Annotated in this window: 15 protein-coding genes; 12 read left to right on the top strand and 3 right to left on the bottom strand. The window is 63.9% G+C overall.

The window, feature by feature from the left end; translation table 11 throughout:
* Window positions 1-18: 18 nt before the first annotated feature.
* The 4 genes from dxs (at window position 19) to H5P29_RS25085 (ending at window position 5,156) form a co-directional block, all read left to right on the top strand.
* A complete protein-coding gene (gene dxs, locus H5P29_RS25100; RefSeq protein ID WP_067964591.1) occupies window positions 19-1,932 on the top strand; it encodes a 1-deoxy-D-xylulose-5-phosphate synthase in 1,914 nt (637 codons plus the stop codon).
* A gap of 180 nt (window positions 1,933-2,112) precedes the next feature.
* The gene (locus tag H5P29_RS25095; RefSeq protein WP_246670874.1) at window positions 2,113-2,844 is read left to right on the top strand and encodes a TlyA family RNA methyltransferase; all 732 of its coding nucleotides are present in this window, start codon (window positions 2,113-2,115) and stop codon (window positions 2,842-2,844) included.
* Window positions 2,844-4,085, top strand: coding sequence for a class I SAM-dependent RNA methyltransferase (locus H5P29_RS25090; protein WP_154386774.1), 1,242 nt, complete (start codon window positions 2,844-2,846; stop codon window positions 4,083-4,085). The genes H5P29_RS25095 and H5P29_RS25090 overlap by 1 nt, the downstream gene beginning before the upstream one ends.
* 132 nt (window positions 4,086-4,217) lie before the next feature.
* Entirely contained in the window at window positions 4,218-5,156 is a 939-nt protein-coding gene (locus H5P29_RS25085; RefSeq protein ID WP_067955524.1) for an IS481 family transposase, read from the top strand.
* On the opposite strand, the gene H5P29_RS25080 is transcribed toward H5P29_RS25085, so the two are convergent.
* The 3 genes from H5P29_RS25080 to H5P29_RS25070 all read right to left on the bottom strand — a co-directional run bounded on the left by H5P29_RS25080 (window position 5,153) and on the right by H5P29_RS25070 (window position 7,860).
* Window positions 5,153-5,854 carry an NAD-dependent deacylase gene (locus H5P29_RS25080; RefSeq protein ID WP_154386013.1) on the bottom strand — a complete coding sequence of 234 codons (702 nt, stop codon included), beginning with the start codon at window positions 5,852-5,854 and terminating at the stop codon, window positions 5,153-5,155. The genes H5P29_RS25085 and H5P29_RS25080 overlap by 4 nt on opposite strands.
* A gap of 26 nt (window positions 5,855-5,880) precedes the next feature.
* Entirely contained in the window at window positions 5,881-7,293 is a 1,413-nt protein-coding gene (tldD, locus tag H5P29_RS25075; RefSeq protein ID WP_067964585.1) for a metalloprotease TldD, read from the bottom strand.
* 87 nt (window positions 7,294-7,380) lie between these two features.
* Window positions 7,381-7,860 carry an invasion associated locus B family protein gene (locus H5P29_RS25070; RefSeq protein WP_245432147.1) on the bottom strand — a complete coding sequence of 160 codons (480 nt, stop codon included), beginning with the start codon at window positions 7,858-7,860 and terminating at the stop codon, window positions 7,381-7,383.
* Window positions 7,861-8,274: 414 nt separating this feature from the next.
* On the opposite strand from H5P29_RS25070, the gene coxB reads away from it, so the two are divergent.
* The 8 genes from coxB to H5P29_RS25030 all read left to right on the top strand — a co-directional run bounded on the left by coxB (window position 8,275) and on the right by H5P29_RS25030 (window position 14,493).
* Window positions 8,275-9,141, top strand: a complete 867-nt coding sequence (gene coxB, locus H5P29_RS25065; RefSeq protein ID WP_067964583.1) for a cytochrome c oxidase subunit II — start codon at window positions 8,275-8,277, stop codon at window positions 9,139-9,141.
* Window positions 9,142-9,178: 37 nt separating this feature from the next.
* Complete coding sequence (gene ctaD, locus H5P29_RS25060; RefSeq protein ID WP_067964581.1) at window positions 9,179-10,828, top strand: cytochrome c oxidase subunit I; 1,650 nt, start codon at window positions 9,179-9,181, stop codon at window positions 10,826-10,828.
* A gap of 75 nt (window positions 10,829-10,903) precedes the next feature.
* Complete coding sequence (locus H5P29_RS25055) at window positions 10,904-11,845, top strand: heme o synthase (RefSeq protein ID WP_067964579.1); 942 nt, start codon at window positions 10,904-10,906, stop codon at window positions 11,843-11,845.
* Window positions 11,842-12,003, top strand: a complete 162-nt coding sequence (locus tag H5P29_RS25050) for a hypothetical protein (RefSeq protein WP_154386012.1) — start codon at window positions 11,842-11,844, stop codon at window positions 12,001-12,003. Before H5P29_RS25055 ends, H5P29_RS25050 begins: the two co-directional genes overlap by 4 nt.
* Before the next feature lie 8 nt (window positions 12,004-12,011).
* Window positions 12,012-12,644, top strand: coding sequence for a cytochrome c oxidase assembly protein (locus tag H5P29_RS25045; RefSeq protein WP_067966957.1), 633 nt, complete (start codon window positions 12,012-12,014; stop codon window positions 12,642-12,644).
* Between the two features lies 1 nt (window position 12,645).
* Complete coding sequence (locus H5P29_RS25040) at window positions 12,646-13,536, top strand: cytochrome c oxidase subunit 3 (protein ID WP_067964577.1); 891 nt, start codon at window positions 12,646-12,648, stop codon at window positions 13,534-13,536.
* 85 nt (window positions 13,537-13,621) lie between these two features.
* Window positions 13,622-14,110 (top strand): murein L,D-transpeptidase family protein, encoded by a 489-nt coding sequence (locus H5P29_RS25035; RefSeq protein WP_154386010.1) that lies wholly within the window; start codon window positions 13,622-13,624, stop codon window positions 14,108-14,110.
* Window positions 14,107-14,493: a DUF983 domain-containing protein gene (locus H5P29_RS25030; protein WP_067964574.1), complete on the top strand. Its 387-nt coding sequence runs from the start codon at window positions 14,107-14,109 to the stop codon at window positions 14,491-14,493. Before H5P29_RS25035 ends, H5P29_RS25030 begins: the two co-directional genes overlap by 4 nt.
* The last annotated feature ends 7 nt before the right edge of the window (window positions 14,494-14,500 follow it).

Genomic DNA, 14,500 nt, shown 5'->3' with positions numbered 1-14,500 from the left:
CCGAGTTAGTGCGGATTGATGAACGCGAAACCTGAAACGCCCCTGCTGGACAAGGTCCGCGTGCCCTCCGACCTGCGCACGCTCGACGAGGCCCAGCTGCCGCAGTTGGCAAGCGAACTGCGCGCCGAGCTTATCGACGTGGTGTCGCAGACCGGCGGGCATCTCGGCGCCGGCCTTGGCGTCGTCGAACTGACGGTGGCGCTGCATTATGTCTTCGACACGCCCGACGACCGCATCATCTGGGATGTCGGCCACCAGGCCTATCCGCACAAGATCCTGACCGGCCGCCGCGACCGCATGCGCACGCTGCGCCAGGAAGGCGGGCTCTCCGGTTTCACCAAGCGCTCGGAAAGCGAGTACGACCCGTTTGGCGCCGCGCACTCCTCGACCTCCATTTCCGCCGGCCTCGGCATGGCGGTGGCACGCGACCTCGACGGCGGCAAGAACAATGTCATCGCCGTCATCGGCGACGGTGCCATGTCGGCCGGCATGGCCTATGAGGCGATGAACAATGCTGGTGCGCTCGATGCCCGCCTGATCGTCATCCTCAATGACAACGACATGTCGATCGCTCCGCCGGCCGGTGCGATGAGCGCCTATCTGGCGCGCCTTGCCTCGGGCCGCACCTATGCCGGCGTGCGCGAGCTCGGCAAGAAGCTGACCTCCTATCTCGGCCGCCGCGTCGACCGCGCCATCACCCGCGCCGTCGAGCATGCGCGCGGTTTCGTCACCGGCGGGACGCTGTTCGAGGAGATGGGCTTCTTCCATATCGGCCCGATCGACGGCCACAATCTCGAGCATCTCGTGCCGGTGCTGAAGAACGTGCGCGATAACGGCACCGGCCCGGTGCTGATCCATGTCGTGACCCAGAAGGGCAAGGGTTATGCCCCGGCCGAAGCGGCTGCCGACAAATATCACGGCGTCAACAAGTTCGACGTCATCACCGGCGCCCAGGCCAAGGCGCCTGCCAACGCGCCTGCCTACACCAAGGTGTTCGCCGAAAGCCTGATGCAAGAAGCGCGCGACGACGACAAGATCGTTGCCGTCACCGCCGCCATGCCGTCGGGCACCGGCCTCGATCTGTTCGGCGAAGCGTTTCCGTCGCGCAGCTTCGACGTCGGCATTGCAGAACAGCATGCGGTGACCTTTGCCGCGGGCCTCGCGACCGAAGGCTACAAGCCGTTCGTCGCGATCTACTCGACCTTCCTGCAGCGCGCCTATGACCAGGTCGTGCACGACGTCGCCATCCAGAACCTGCCGGTGCGTTTTCCCATCGACCGCGCCGGCTTCGTCGGCGCGGACGGCGCCACCCATTGCGGCGCCTTCGACACTGCCTATCTTGCCTCGCTGCCCGGTTTCGTCGTCATGGCGGCGGCCGACGAGGCGGAACTGCGTCATATGGTGCGCACCGCCGTCGAATATGACGACGGTCCGATCTCCTTCCGCTATCCCCGCGGCAACGGCGTCGGTGTCGACATGCCCGAGCGTGGCCAGGCGCTGGAGATCGGCAAGGGCCGGATCGTGCGCGAGGGCACCAAGGTGGCGCTGCTGTCATTCGGCACTCGCCTCAAGGACTGCCTGCTCGCCGCCGAGGAACTTGGTGCTGCCGGCCTGTCGACGACGGTCGCCGACGCCCGTTTCGCCAAGCCGCTGGACGAGGACCTGATCCGTCGCCTGGCGCGCTCGCACGAAGTGCTCGTCATGGTCGAGGAAGGTTCTGTCGGCGGTTTCACCAGCCAGGTGCTCGACTTCCTCGCCCGCAACGGCCTGCTCGACAACGGCCTCAAGGTGCGGCCACTGACCATGCCGGACAGCTTCGTCGACCATGCCAGCCCCGACAAGATGCATGTCGACGCCGGGCTCGATTCCGCCGGCATCGTGCGCGCCGTCTTCGCAGCCCTTGGCAAGTCGGCCCAGGCCGTCCGCGCCTGACATTATCGCGCGGGCGCTTGCCTTGCAGGCGCGCATTCGCCATTGAAAGCCATGGACAACTCTGGGCAAGCCCGCGCATCGGCCCGAAAATCGAAGTCGATCTTCGGCAAGCACGATGCGCAAACAAAAGAAGCTGGAGCGCTACGCGTCCAATCGGACGCGCAGCGCTCCGGGAACAGCCTGAGGCTCGACGAATTGCTCGTCAGCCGCGGTTTCTTCGCCAGCCGTTCGCGGGCCCGCGACGCGGTGGCGCGCGGGGCCGTGTCCGTCGCCGGCCAACCGGCGAAGAAGCCCGGACAGATGGTGCCGGCGAGCGCCGAAATCGCCGTCGACGACCCGGCGCAGGCCTATGTCTCGCGCGCCGCACTCAAGCTGATCGCCGGGCTCGACCATTTCAGCTTCGATCCGGCTGGAGCCACGGCGCTGGACATCGGCGCGTCGACCGGCGGCTTCACCCAGGTCCTGCTCGAGCGCGGTGCAGCGCATGTGGTGGCGATCGATGTCGGCCATGGCCAGATGGACGAGAGGCTGAAGTCGGATCCGCGCGTCACCTGCCTGGAGGGCCTCAACGCCCGCAATCTGACGTCGGATGATCTCGGCGGCCGGACACCCGATCTGCTGGTCTCCGATGTCAGCTTCATCTCGCTCAGGCTGGCTCTGCCCAATGCACTCGAACTGGCAGCACCAGGCGCCAGGGGCGTCTTCCTGGTCAAGCCGCAGTTCGAGGCCGGGCGCGAGGCGATCGGCAAGAGCGGCCTGCTCAGGAATGTCGAGGACGGCCCGCGCATGGCTGAAGAGCTGCGCTCCTGGCTCGACGCCGTTCCAGGCTGGCGTGCGCTCGGCATCTGCCCGTCGCCGCTCGAAGGCGGCGACGGAAATCGTGAATACCTGCTCGGTGGAGTGAAAGAGTAATGACGACACGTTTCGAAATTGCGCGGCTGGGCGCGCATGGCGACGGTGTCGTCGATGCCAATGGCGGGCACATCTTCATCCCGTTCGCGCTGCCGGGCGAGACGGTGACAGCCGCGCGCGACAAGGATCGCGCCCAGCTGATCTCGGTTCTCGAGCCGTCGCCGCAGCGCATCGATCCGGCCTGCCGCCATTTCACCGAATGTGGCGGCTGCGCGATCCAGCATCTCGAGGACCAGGCCTATCGCGAGTGGAAGCGTGGTCTTGTCGCCCATGCGCTGAAGGGCAGGGGCATCGACGTTGCAGTCGGCGAGCTGGTGGCGTGCCCGCAGCACAGCCGCAGGCGTGCGGCGTTTACGGCCCGGAACACCGAGACCGGGCTCCATCTCGGCTACAACAAGGCGTTTTCCCATACCCTGGTCGACATCGAGGAATGCCCTGTACTGGTGCCGGCCATCGTAGAAGCGGCAGGCACCTTGCGGCACCTTGCCGGCATCATCGCCAATACCTCAAAGCCGTTCCGCTTCCTTGTCACGGCCACCGAGTCGGGCTTCGACGTGGCCGCCAGCGATTGCGGCAAACCGACCGAAGCGATCCGTCGTGCCGCGACCGATTTCGCCATCAAATCGAAGATCGCCCGCCTGTCCATCGACGGCGAGATCATCGTCGAGCCGGTCAAGCCGATGCTGACCTTTGGCGCGGCGACGGTCAGCCCGCCGCCGGGCGCTTTCGTCCAGGCCGTGGCCGAGGCGGAGGGCGCGATGGTGTCGCTCGTCACCGGCCATATGCGCAAGGCCAGGAAGGTCGCCGACCTGTTTTCGGGCTGCGGCACCTTCGCGCTCAGGCTTGCCGCGGGGGCGGAGGTTCATGCGGTTGAAGGTGAGGCGCCGGCGCTGGCCGCGCTCGACCGCGGCTTCCGCTTTGCCAGCGGCCTGAAGCGCGTCACCGTCGAGCGCCGTGACCTCGACCGCCGCCCGCTGACCTTCAAGGAACTGAACGTCTTTGACGGCATCGTCTTCGACCCGCCGCGCGCCGGCGCCGAGGACCAGTCCAAGCAGATCGCCCGCTCCGATGTTCCATACGTCGCAGCCGTATCGTGCAATCCGGCGACGCTGGCGCGAGATCTCAGGATCCTCATCGACGGCGGCTATGCGCTGAAGAGCGTTGTGCCGATTGACCAGTTCCTATGGTCGCACCATGTCGAGGCGGTGGCTTTGCTGGAGAAGCCGAAGAAGCGGCGGTAGGCGGACGCGTCAGGTCCATCCGTGGATGGGCGGACCGGTGCCTAAGTGTCGAAGCTATGAAGGTTGTTCATTCGAGGAGGGACTGAGAAGCTGGGGTTGCGAAGCCAACCAACCTTCAGTGGAGCTCCCCGAATGAACGTCCATAAGAATGCGCGTCTGACGCCGTCAGGTCGAGTGCTTTTGGTGCAACGAATTGAACAGGGCTGGAGCGTGCGGCGTGCTGCCGGTTCGGCCGGGGTTTCGGAACGAACGGCTTATCGCTGGCTCGACCGCTACCGGGCCGGCGACCGGGTTCTGCACGATCGCAGTTCGGCTCCGCACCGCTGCCGGCATCGGCTGGCAGCCATGCAGGTGTCGCGGATCGAGCAGTTGCGGCGCCAGCGCATGACCGGGCCGGCAATTGCCCGGTCCTTGGGCCTGGCGCGCTCGACGGTAGGCTTGGTGCTGCGCCGGCTGGGACTGAACCGGCTGGCCTGGCTCGATCCCCGGCCCCCGGTGTTGCGCTACGAACGGCAGCGGCCGGGCGAACTGATCCATATCGACATCAAGACCTTGGGCCGTATCGACGGCGTTGGCCATCGGATCACGGGTCAGCACCAAGGCCATCATCGCGCCCGAGGCATCGGCTACGAACACCTGCATGTCGCCATCGACGATGCCTCGCGCCTCGCCTATGTCGAACTGCTGCCCAGCCTGGGCCGGGATGATGCCACCGGGTTCCTCAACCGGGCACTGGCCTGGTACGCCAGGCTGGGCGCCAGGGTTGAGCGGGTGATGACCGACAACGGCTCGGCGTATCGCTCCAAACTGTTCGCCCAGGCACTCCAAGGTGCCGGTGCCCGACACATCCGCACAAGGCCCTACACCCCGCGCACCAACGGCAAGGCCGAGCGCTTCATCCAGACTTCGCTGCGCGAATGGGCCTATGCCAGGCCATACGCCTCATCGAACGAACGCGCCAAGGCCATTCACCAATGGGCAGCCAACTACAACCTGGCACGCCCACACTCGGCCCTTGGAGGCATCAGCCCGTTCCAAAGACTGAACAACCTTCTTGGAAACGACACCTAAGCCAGTATATGCTCGACGAATTCGGGTACGATTTCGGTGGCGCGGCCATTTATGGCCTGTTCGAAGAGGTCGTAGCCTTCCGACGGTTCGAGGTTGAGTTCGACCGTACGGGCGCCTGCATGGCGCGCCTGCTCGACGAAGCCGGCAGCGGGATAGACGTTGCCGCTGGTGCCGATGGAGACGAAGAGGTCGCAACTTGCCAGCGCCTCGTCGATCTCGTCCATCAGATAGGGCATCTCGCCGAACCAGACCACATCAGGCCGTAACTGGCCGACCTCCTGGCATGACGGGCAGCGTGACGTGCGCAGTATGTCGCCGTGCCGCGGGTTCCTTGCGCCGCAATGGGCGCACAAGGCCTTGGTCAGTTCGCCATGCATGTGGATCAGCCGCTGCGACCCGGCCCGCTCATGCAGGTCGTCGATGTTCTGGGTGACGAGCAGGAACTTGCCCCGGAACTGCCGTTCGAGCCGCGTCAATGCCACATGTGCGGCATTCGGCGCGACATCGGCAAGACCCGCGCGGCGCTGGTTGTAGAAGTCGTCAACCAGCTCCGGATTGCGGGCAAAACCTTCCGGCGTCGCCACGTCGCGGTAGTCGATCTTCGACCAGATGCCGTCCTTGTCGCGAAAGGTGTCGACACCTGATTCGGCAGAGATTCCGGCGCCGGTGAGCACGACGATCGAGGTGGGGCGTTGCATCGGCATTCGTCCTGTCGGCGCTCGGGCTAGACCCGTGTGCCGCCGACAGTCATCTGGTTCATCCTGAGATGCGGCTGGCCGACGCCGACGGGCACGCCCTGGCCGGCTTTGCCGCACATGCCGATGCCGTTGTCGAGCTTCATGTCGTTGCCGACCATGGTGACGCGATGCATCGCATCGGGTCCATTGCCGATCAGCATCGCGCCCTTGATCGGCTGGGTCACCTTGCCGTCCTCGATCATGTAGGCCTCGGTGCAGCCGAACACGAACTTGCCCGAGGTGATGTCGACCTGGCCGCCGCCGAAGGACACGGCATAGATGCCGTTCTTGACCGAGGCGATGATCTCTTCCGGCGTTTTGTCGCCCGAGGTCATATAGGTGTTGGTCATGCGCGGCATCGGCTGGTGCGCGTAGGATTCGCGGCGGCCGTTGCCGGTCGCCTTCATGCCCATCAGCCGGGCGTTCTGGCGGTCCTGCATGTAGCCGACAAGTTTGCCGTCCTCGATCAGCACGTTGCAGGCGCTGGGCGTGCCCTCGTCGTCGACGGTGATCGAGCCGCGGCGTTCGGCGATCGTGCCGTCGTCGACGACGGTGACGCCCTTGGCGGCGACCTGCTGGCCGAGAAGACCGGCGAAGGCCGAAGTCTTCTTGCGGTTGAAGTCGCCTTCGAGGCCGTGGCCGACCGCTTCATGCAGCATCACGCCCGGCCAGCCGGACGACAGCACGATGTCGAAAGTGCCGGCAGGAGCGGGGATGGCTTCGAGATTGACCAGCGCCTGGCGCAAGGCCTCGGTCGCGGCACCCTTCCAGCTTTCGTCGGTCAGGAAATCGTCGAAATTCTTGCGGCCGCCGGCACCATAGGAGCCGCTTTCCTGGCGGTCGCCGTCGCCGACGATGACGGACACGTTCATCCGCACCAGCGGGCGGATGTCGCGCACCACCTGGCCGTCGCCGCGCAGGATCTCGACATGCTGCCACGACGAGGCTAGCGAGGCGGTCACCTGGCGGACGCGCGGATCCTTGTCGCGCAGCCAGGCGTCGATTTCCTGCAGCAGCTTGGCCTTGGCCTCGAAAGATGGCGAGGAGATCGGGTTCTCCTCGCCATAGAGATGCGTGTTGGTGCGGGCAGGGGCGGCGGCGAGCGTGCCGGAATAGCCGCCCTTGACAGCCGATACCGCATCGGAGGCGCGCAGCAATGCCTGCTCGGACAGGTCGCTCGAATGCGCATAGCCGGTCGCTTCGCCTGATACGGCGCGCAGGCCAAAACCCTGGTCGGTGTTGAAGCTCGCCGTCTTCAGCCGGCCGTTGTCGAACATCAGCGCCTCGCCCTCGCGATATTCGACGAACAGCTCGCCATCGTCGGCGCCCTCGATCGTCTCGGCGACGATCTTGCGCACGCGGTCTTCAGTGATGTCGAACTGGCTGAGCAGGCTGGTCATGGCGCGTCGCCTCATATTCCAAGGTGAGTGTATTCACCCCGATGTAGGCGACACGGAGGCTCCGGACAATGTCTCCGGCTCAAACGCTTATGGCAGCGCGGCGAAACCTTCGCCGAAGCCGTTGAGGTCGACCGGGATGCCGATGCCTTCCTCAGGCGTCTGGAAGACGATGAAGGTCGCCGACTTGCCTGTCTTCAACGTGTCGAGCAGCGTCTTGTCGAGGATCACCTCGGCATAGCAGCCGTCCTGGAAGCAGCGCACGAAATAGGCGCGGCCGATGTCCTTCTGGTCGACATTGAGGCCGAGGCCGTTGGGCAGCAATACGCCGAGCGGCGCCAGCACGCGCAGGATCTCGGCCTTGTTGTCGGCGGTGCGCAGGATGACCACCGAAAGCCCCATCTCGGGACGGTCCTCGGCAATCACGTTCTGCATCATCACGCATTGTTCGTTGGTGGCGCCAGCGGGCGTGTCGCAGATGATCGACCATGCGCCATGGGTGGACTTGACCGTGCCGCTCTGCTGCGCGCCGGCTTGCATGGGAACCACGCAGGCGGCGGCGACAAGCATCTTCGCCACGGTTTTGAAAAGCCCAGACTTCATGACGGCTCCATTGCGAATCACGACTATCAGGCCGTGCAGGCAGCAAGTAAATAACAAGACGGCGCCTTCGCCATCCTGCAATCTCAGGTTTTCCAGACATTCGAAGCCAATTTGGCCCGAATTGCGACGCCTTTTCAGGGCATGACAGCACAAGCGGGGCGATTGCTCTATCGCCTGTGCGTTCTTCACCTAGCGCCAAACGCGTCGCGGCGCCAGCCTTTGCGCCTGCGCGCAAAAATGCCGCACGGGTTAAGCCTCTGCTTCCTTGCGGTTATAAAGAGAGTATGGTTTGAACCTCCGAACGTCTCTGGGATTCCCGTCCCGGAGCGGCACGATGTCCTTGCGGCTACGCCCGCACGGAAATGGGAGATACAGAGGGCGATGAGAAAGATCTTTGCTAGCGCCGTCGCGGCGACTGCTTCCCTTGCCAGCGTCGCGGCCTATGCGGCTCAGCCGACGCCTTGGCAAACCACTTTCCAGCCGGCCGCGACCGGCATCATGGAACAGATCACCTGGTTCGAGCACTACACGCTGTGGTTCATCGTTCCGATCACGCTGTTCGTTCTTTTCCTGTTGGCCTATTGCATCTTCAGGTTCCGCGCGAGCGCCAACCCGGTGCCGTCGCGCACCAGCCACAACACGCTGATCGAAGTCATCTGGACCGTCGGTCCGGTTGTCATCCTGCTGTTCCTGGCCATTCCGTCGTTCCAGCTCCTGACGGCGCAGTATTCGCCGCCGGAAGACGCCAAGCTGACGATCAAGGCGACCGCCAACCAGTGGAACTGGGACTACGAGTACCAGAACGCCGAGCCGCTCTCCTTCAACTCGGCGATGCTCGCCGATGCTGACCGCGCCGCGGCCGGCAAGGAAGACAGGGCCGCGTATCCGCGGCTTCTCGCCGTCGACAACGAAATCGTCGTCCCGATCAACACGCTGGTTCGCGTGCTCGTCACCGCCAGCGACGTCATCCACGCCTTCGCCATGCCGGCCTTCGGCGTGAAGACGGACGCGGTGCCGGGTCGTATCAACGAGATCTGGTTCAAGGCTGAGAAGGAAGGCCTCTATTACGGCCAGTGCTCCGAGCTTTGCGGCAAGGACCACGCCTACATGCCGATCGCAATCCGCGTCGTCTCAGACGCACAGTACAATACGTGGCTTGCCGCCGCTAAGACCGATCTGCCGGGTGCCAACAAGGCGCTGATGGCCGAGACGGACGGTGCGGCCAAGGTCGCGGCCGCTGGCAACTGAGCCGCGGTAGAATAGGGATCAGGGAACGGAGCGGAACATGGCAGGCGCTGCAGCTCACGACCATCACGACCACAAGCCGAAGGGCTGGGTTCGGTGGGTGTACTCGACCAACCACAAGGATATTGGAACGCTCTACCTGATCTTCGCGATCATGGCAGGCTGCATCGGCGGCTTCCTGTCCGTCATGATGCGCTGGGAACTCGCCGAGCCGGGTATCCAGATCTTCCACGGCCTGGCCTCGATGGTCTACGGCGTTGAAGGCGACTCGGCGATCGACGCCGGCAAGAGCATGTTCAACGCGTTCACGACGGCCCACGGCCTGGTCATGATCTTCTTCATGGTCATGCCCGCGCTGATCGGCGGCTTCGCCAACTGGATGGTTCCGATCATGATCGGCGCGCCTGACATGGCGTTCCCGCGCATGAACAACATCTCGTTCTGGCTGCTTCCGCCCGCCTTCATCCTGCTGATCCTCTCGGCCTTCATGCCGAGCGCTCCAGGCGCCCACGGCGTCGGCGGCGGCTGGACGATCTATCCGCCGCTCTCGACCTCGGGCCAGCCCGGTCCGGCCATGGATCTGGCGATCCTGTCGCTGCACATCGCCGGCGCGTCGTCGATCCTGGGTGCGATCAACTTCATCACCACCATCTTCAACATGCGCGCTCCGGGCATGACGCTGCACAAGATGCCGCTGTTTGCCTGGTCGGTGCTGATCACCGCCTTCCTGCTGCTGCTGTCGCTGCCGGTCCTGGCAGGTGGCATCACCATGCTTCTGACCGACCGCAATTTCGGCACGACCTTCTTTGCACCTGAAGGCGGCGGCGACCCGATCCTGTTCCAGCACCTGTTCTGGTTCTTCGGTCACCCGGAAGTGTACATCCTGATCCTGCCGGGCTTCGGCATCGTCAGCCACATCGTGTCGACCTTCTCGCGCAAGCCGATCTTCGGTTACCTCGGCATGGCCTACGCCATGGTCGCCATCGGCGCCGTCGGCTTCGTCGTGTGGGCTCACCACATGTACACCACCGGCCTGTCGCTCGACACGCAGCGCTACTTCGTGTTCGCCACGATGGTCATCGCGGTTCCGACCGGCGTGAAGATATTCTCGTGGATCGCCACCATGTGGGGCGGCTCGATCACCATGAAGACGCCGATGATCTGGGCGATCGGCTTCATCTTCCTGTTCACCGTCGGTGGCGTCACCGGCGTGCAGCTGGCCAATGCCGGTCTCGACCGTTCGCTGCATGACACCTACTATGTCGTGGCGCACTTCCACTACGTGCTGTCGCTGGGTGCCGTGTTCGCGATCTTTGCGGCCTGGTACTACTGGTTCCCGAAGATGACCGGCTACATGTACTCGGCGGCGATCGCCAACACCCACTTCTGGGTGACGTTCGTCGGCGTGAACCTGATCTTCTTCCCGCAGCACTTCCTCGGCCTCGCCGGCATGCCGCGCCGCTACATCGACTATCCGGATGCCTATGCCGGATGGAATGCGGTGTCGTCCTACGGCTCCTACATCTCGGCCATCGGCGTGCTGATCTTCCTGTTCGGCGTCTTCGAAGCCTTCTCCAAGAAGCGCGTCGCCGGTGCTAACCCCTGGGGCGATGGTGCGACCACGCTCGAATGGCAGCTGCCTTCGCCGCCGCCCTTCCACCAGTGGGAACAGCTGCCGAAGATCAAGTAAGGCACTGATTGAACTACGAAGCCGCCGGCAAGACCGGCGGCTTCGGCCAAACGGAACGACTGGACGTAAGTACGCATGGCCCTTGTCCACAACCGGTTTGACGATCAAACCATCCGCATGTCGGAAGCGACGGCGGGCGATTTCTTCGCCCTGCTGAAGCCGCGCGTCATGTCGCTGGTGGTCTTCACCGCCTTTGTCGGCATGGTTGCCGCGCCTGCCACCATCAACCCGTTCCTCGCCATCGTCGCGATCCTGGCGATCGCCATCGGCGCAGGCGCTTCTGGTGCGCTCAACATGTGGTACGACGCCGACATCGACGCCGTCATGACGCGGACCGCCAGCCGGCCGGTTCCGTCGGGCAAGGTGACGCCGCATGAGGCGCTGACCTTCGGCCTCGTGCTCTCGGCTCTTTCGGTGATGACGCTCGGCGTCCTCGTCAACTGGCTTTCGGCAGCATTGCTCGCCTTCACCATTTTCTTCTATGCCGTCATCTACACGATGTGGCTCAAGCGCTGGACGCCGCAGAACATCGTCATCGGTGGCGCGGCCGGTGCGCTGCCGCCGATGATCGGCTGGGCCGCCGTGACCGGCTCGGTCAGTTTCGAGAGCGTCGTGCTCTTCCTCATCACCTTCCTGTGGACGCCGCCGCACTTCTGGGCGCTGGCGCTGTTCAAGTCACAGGACTATGAGCGCGCCGGCATCCCGATGATGCCGAACGTCGCCGGCGAAGCCTCGACACGGCGCCAGATCTTCGCCTATTCGCTGCTGCTCGCCCCCGTCGGCGTGGCGCCCTGGCTGCTCGGCTACACCACTATCGGCTATGGCGTCGTTTCGCTGGCCCTGGGCGCAGGCTTTGTCTGGTACGCCTGGAAGGTTCTCCGGATGCCGGACAGCGACCGCGTGATGAAGCCCGCCAAGCAGCTCTTTGCATATTCGCTGCTGTATCTGTTCGTGATCTTTGCGGCCTATCTGGCCGACAGCATCATCGAGCGTGTCTTTGCGCTTGGAGGTGCATGATGTCGGACAAGGACCTGGTGACGCTCACCGACAAGCAGAGGAAGGCACGCCGCAGCCGCAACGTCGCCATCGGCCTGGCGCTGGCGGCACTCGTCATCATCTTCTATCTCGCCACCATCGCCAAGTTCGGCCCGGCCATTCTGGACCGGCCGCTATGAGCAATGGCATGACCGACGACACCAAGGCTGTCGACCTGAAGAAGCAGAGCTCCAACCGGATGGTTGCGGGCATGTGCGTCGCTTTCGTCGGCGGCATGGTCGGCATGGCATATGCCGCGGTGCCGCTCTACGCCATGTTCTGCCAGATCACCGGTTATGGCGGCACGACGCAGCGCGTCGAGCAATATTCCGACAAGATCCTCGACCGCGAGATCACCGTCCGTTTCGACGCCAATGTGTCGGGCGGCCTGCCGTGGGATTTCCAGCCCGTGGCCCGCGACGTCCAGATCAAGATCGGCGAGACCAAGCAGATCCATTACACGGCGAAGAACGTCTTCGACACGCCGACCCAGGGCCGTGCGACCTTCAACGTCACACCGGAGATCGCCGGCGCCTATTTCAACAAGGTCGAGTGCTTCTGCTTCACCGACACGACGTTGAAGCCGGGCGAAACGCTCGACATGCCGGTGGTGTTCTTCGTCGATCCGGAAATCGTCAACGTGCCTGAAATGAAGGACGTCAAGACGATCACGCTGTCCTATACCTTCTTCCCCATTGCGGGGGAAAAGCCTGTGGCTGTCGCGCCCAAGGTTGACGGCGAAGCGAAAAATGTTAATTCCGACGGAAAAGCCGGGGGCTGATATGGCAGACGCGCACGCGAAACCACAACACGACTATCACATCATCGATCCCAGCCCGTGGCCGTTCCTCGCCTCGCTGGGTGCGCTGATCATGGCATTCGGCGGCGTCGCCTGGATGCAGCATCTCAAGGGCGGCAGCTTCCCGGTCTTCGGCTACAACATGGCCGGCGCCAACTACTGGATCTTCCTGATCGGCCTGCTGATCGTGCTCTACACCATGTTCGGCTGGTGGTCGGATACGATCAAGGAAGGCAATGAGGGCCATCACACCCGCGTCGTCTCGCTCCACCTGCGCTATGGCATGATCATGTTCATAGCCTCCGAGGTGATGTTCTTCGTCGCCTGGTTCTGGGCGTTCTTCGACGCGGCGCTGTTCCCGAATGAAGCGCACCAGGTCATGCGCGCTGAATTCACCGGCGGCGTCTGGCCTCCGAAGGGCATCGAAATCCTCGATCCGTTCCACCTACCGCTCTACAACACCATCATCCTTTTGCTGTCGGGCACGGCCGTGACCTGGGCGCACCACGCCCTGCTGCACAACGACCGCAAGGGCCTGGTCAACGGCCTCGCGCTGACGGTCGGCCTCGGCATCCTGTTCTCGTTCGTGCAGGCCTACGAGTACATCCACGCTCCGTTTGCCTTCAAGGACTCGATCTACGGCGCGACCTTCTTCATGGCGACGGGCTTCCACGGCTTCCACGTCATCGTCGGCACCATCTTCCTGCTGGTCTGCCTGTTCCGCGCCATGCGCGGCGGCTTCACCCCGAAGCAGCATTTCGGCTTCGAGGCAGCGGCCTGGTACTGGCACTTCGTCGACGTGGTGTGGCTGTTCCTGTTCGCCGCGATCTACATCTGGGGTTCGGTTGGCGGCACCATCGCCCACGGCCACTGATCGATCCGGTTCCTGGTGTAAGGCGGTCGCGGCAACGCGGCCGCCTTCTCTTTTTTTGGGCGCTTTCCCGGTGCAATCATCCGGCATGCCGACAAGACGCTTCGCCTGCATGATTACCCTGTTTGCCTCGACTATGACTGCGCAAGCGGGCGAGGTCGATCTCGTCCGCGTCGACAAGTCGGAGCGCCGGCTCGAACTGCTTTCCGGCGACAAGGTGGTTCGCAGCTACGCCATGGTGCTCGGCGCGAACCCGATGGGGCACAAGGCGATGGAGGGCGACGAACGCACGCCCGAAGGCCGCTATCTGCTCGACTGGCGCAACCCGGAAAGCGGCTATTTCAGGTCGATCCACATCTCCTACCCGAATGTTGACGACGTGGCTGCGGCAAAGAGGGCAGGTGTCGAACCTGGCGGAGTGATTATGATCCACGGCCAACCGAACGGATATGGCTGGTGGTCCTGGCTGATACAGATGTTCGACTGGACGAACGGCTGCATCGCCGTTACCGACGAGGACATGGCGGAGATCTGGCAGATGGTCGCAAACGGCACTCCCATCGAGATAAATCCATGAGCGAAGACCAAGCGATCTGGCCGCCGGTCGAGCCGATCGCGGCAGGGCTCAAGGGGCGCTGTCCGCGTTGCGGTGAAGGCAGGCTGTTCTCCAGCTTCCTGTCCGTCGGCAAGGAGTGCGGCGTCTGCCGGCTCGATTATTCCTTTGCCGATGCCGGCGACGGTCCGGCGGTGTTCGTCATCCTGATCATCGGCTTTGTCGTGGTCGGGCTCGCGCTGTGGCTCGAGGTCAATTATGGACCGCCGCTGTGGCTCCATCTGCTGTTGTGGATCCCTTTGACCGTGGCACTCGGCCTCGGCTCGCTGCGCCTCATCAAGGGCGTGCTGATAACGCTGCAGTATCGCAACAAGGCAGCCGAAGGGCGTTTGGACAAGGGCGAATGATCCAGGA

This window comes from Aminobacter sp. MDW-2, from assembly GCF_014250155.1.
GTDB lineage: Bacteria > Pseudomonadota > Alphaproteobacteria > Rhizobiales > Rhizobiaceae > Aminobacter > Aminobacter ciceronei.
Note: the sequence above shows the minus strand (reverse complement) of the source record. Positions and strands in the feature narration are given on the sequence as shown.

What these genes read in the sequence shown, in the direction of transcription:
- dxs (WP_067964591.1), top strand. Translation starts at nt 19, where the DNA reads ATGAACGCGAAACCTGAAACGCCCCTGCTGGACAAGGTCCGCGTGCCC.
- H5P29_RS25090 (WP_154386774.1), top strand. Translation starts at nt 2,844, where the DNA reads ATGACGACACGTTTCGAAATTGCGCGGCTGGGCGCGCATGGCGACGGT.
- H5P29_RS25085 (WP_067955524.1), top strand. Translation starts at nt 4,218, where the DNA reads ATGAACGTCCATAAGAATGCGCGTCTGACGCCGTCAGGTCGAGTGCTT.
- H5P29_RS25080 (WP_154386013.1), bottom strand. Translation starts at nt 5,854, where the DNA reads ATGCAACGCCCCACCTCGATCGTCGTGCTCACCGGCGCCGGAATCTCT.
- tldD (WP_067964585.1), bottom strand. Translation starts at nt 7,293, where the DNA reads ATGACCAGCCTGCTCAGCCAGTTCGACATCACTGAAGACCGCGTGCGC.
- H5P29_RS25070 (WP_245432147.1), bottom strand. Translation starts at nt 7,860, where the DNA reads ATGCTTGTCGCCGCCGCCTGCGTGGTTCCCATGCAAGCCGGCGCGCAG.
- coxB (WP_067964583.1), top strand. Translation starts at nt 8,275, where the DNA reads ATGAGAAAGATCTTTGCTAGCGCCGTCGCGGCGACTGCTTCCCTTGCC.
- ctaD (WP_067964581.1), top strand. Translation starts at nt 9,179, where the DNA reads ATGGCAGGCGCTGCAGCTCACGACCATCACGACCACAAGCCGAAGGGC.
- H5P29_RS25055 (WP_067964579.1), top strand. Translation starts at nt 10,904, where the DNA reads ATGGCCCTTGTCCACAACCGGTTTGACGATCAAACCATCCGCATGTCG.
- H5P29_RS25050 (WP_154386012.1), top strand. Translation starts at nt 11,842, where the DNA reads ATGATGTCGGACAAGGACCTGGTGACGCTCACCGACAAGCAGAGGAAG.
- H5P29_RS25045 (WP_067966957.1), top strand. Translation starts at nt 12,012, where the DNA reads ATGACCGACGACACCAAGGCTGTCGACCTGAAGAAGCAGAGCTCCAAC.
- H5P29_RS25040 (WP_067964577.1), top strand. Translation starts at nt 12,646, where the DNA reads ATGGCAGACGCGCACGCGAAACCACAACACGACTATCACATCATCGAT.
- H5P29_RS25035 (WP_154386010.1), top strand. Translation starts at nt 13,622, where the DNA reads ATGCCGACAAGACGCTTCGCCTGCATGATTACCCTGTTTGCCTCGACT.
- H5P29_RS25030 (WP_067964574.1), top strand. Translation starts at nt 14,107, where the DNA reads ATGAGCGAAGACCAAGCGATCTGGCCGCCGGTCGAGCCGATCGCGGCA.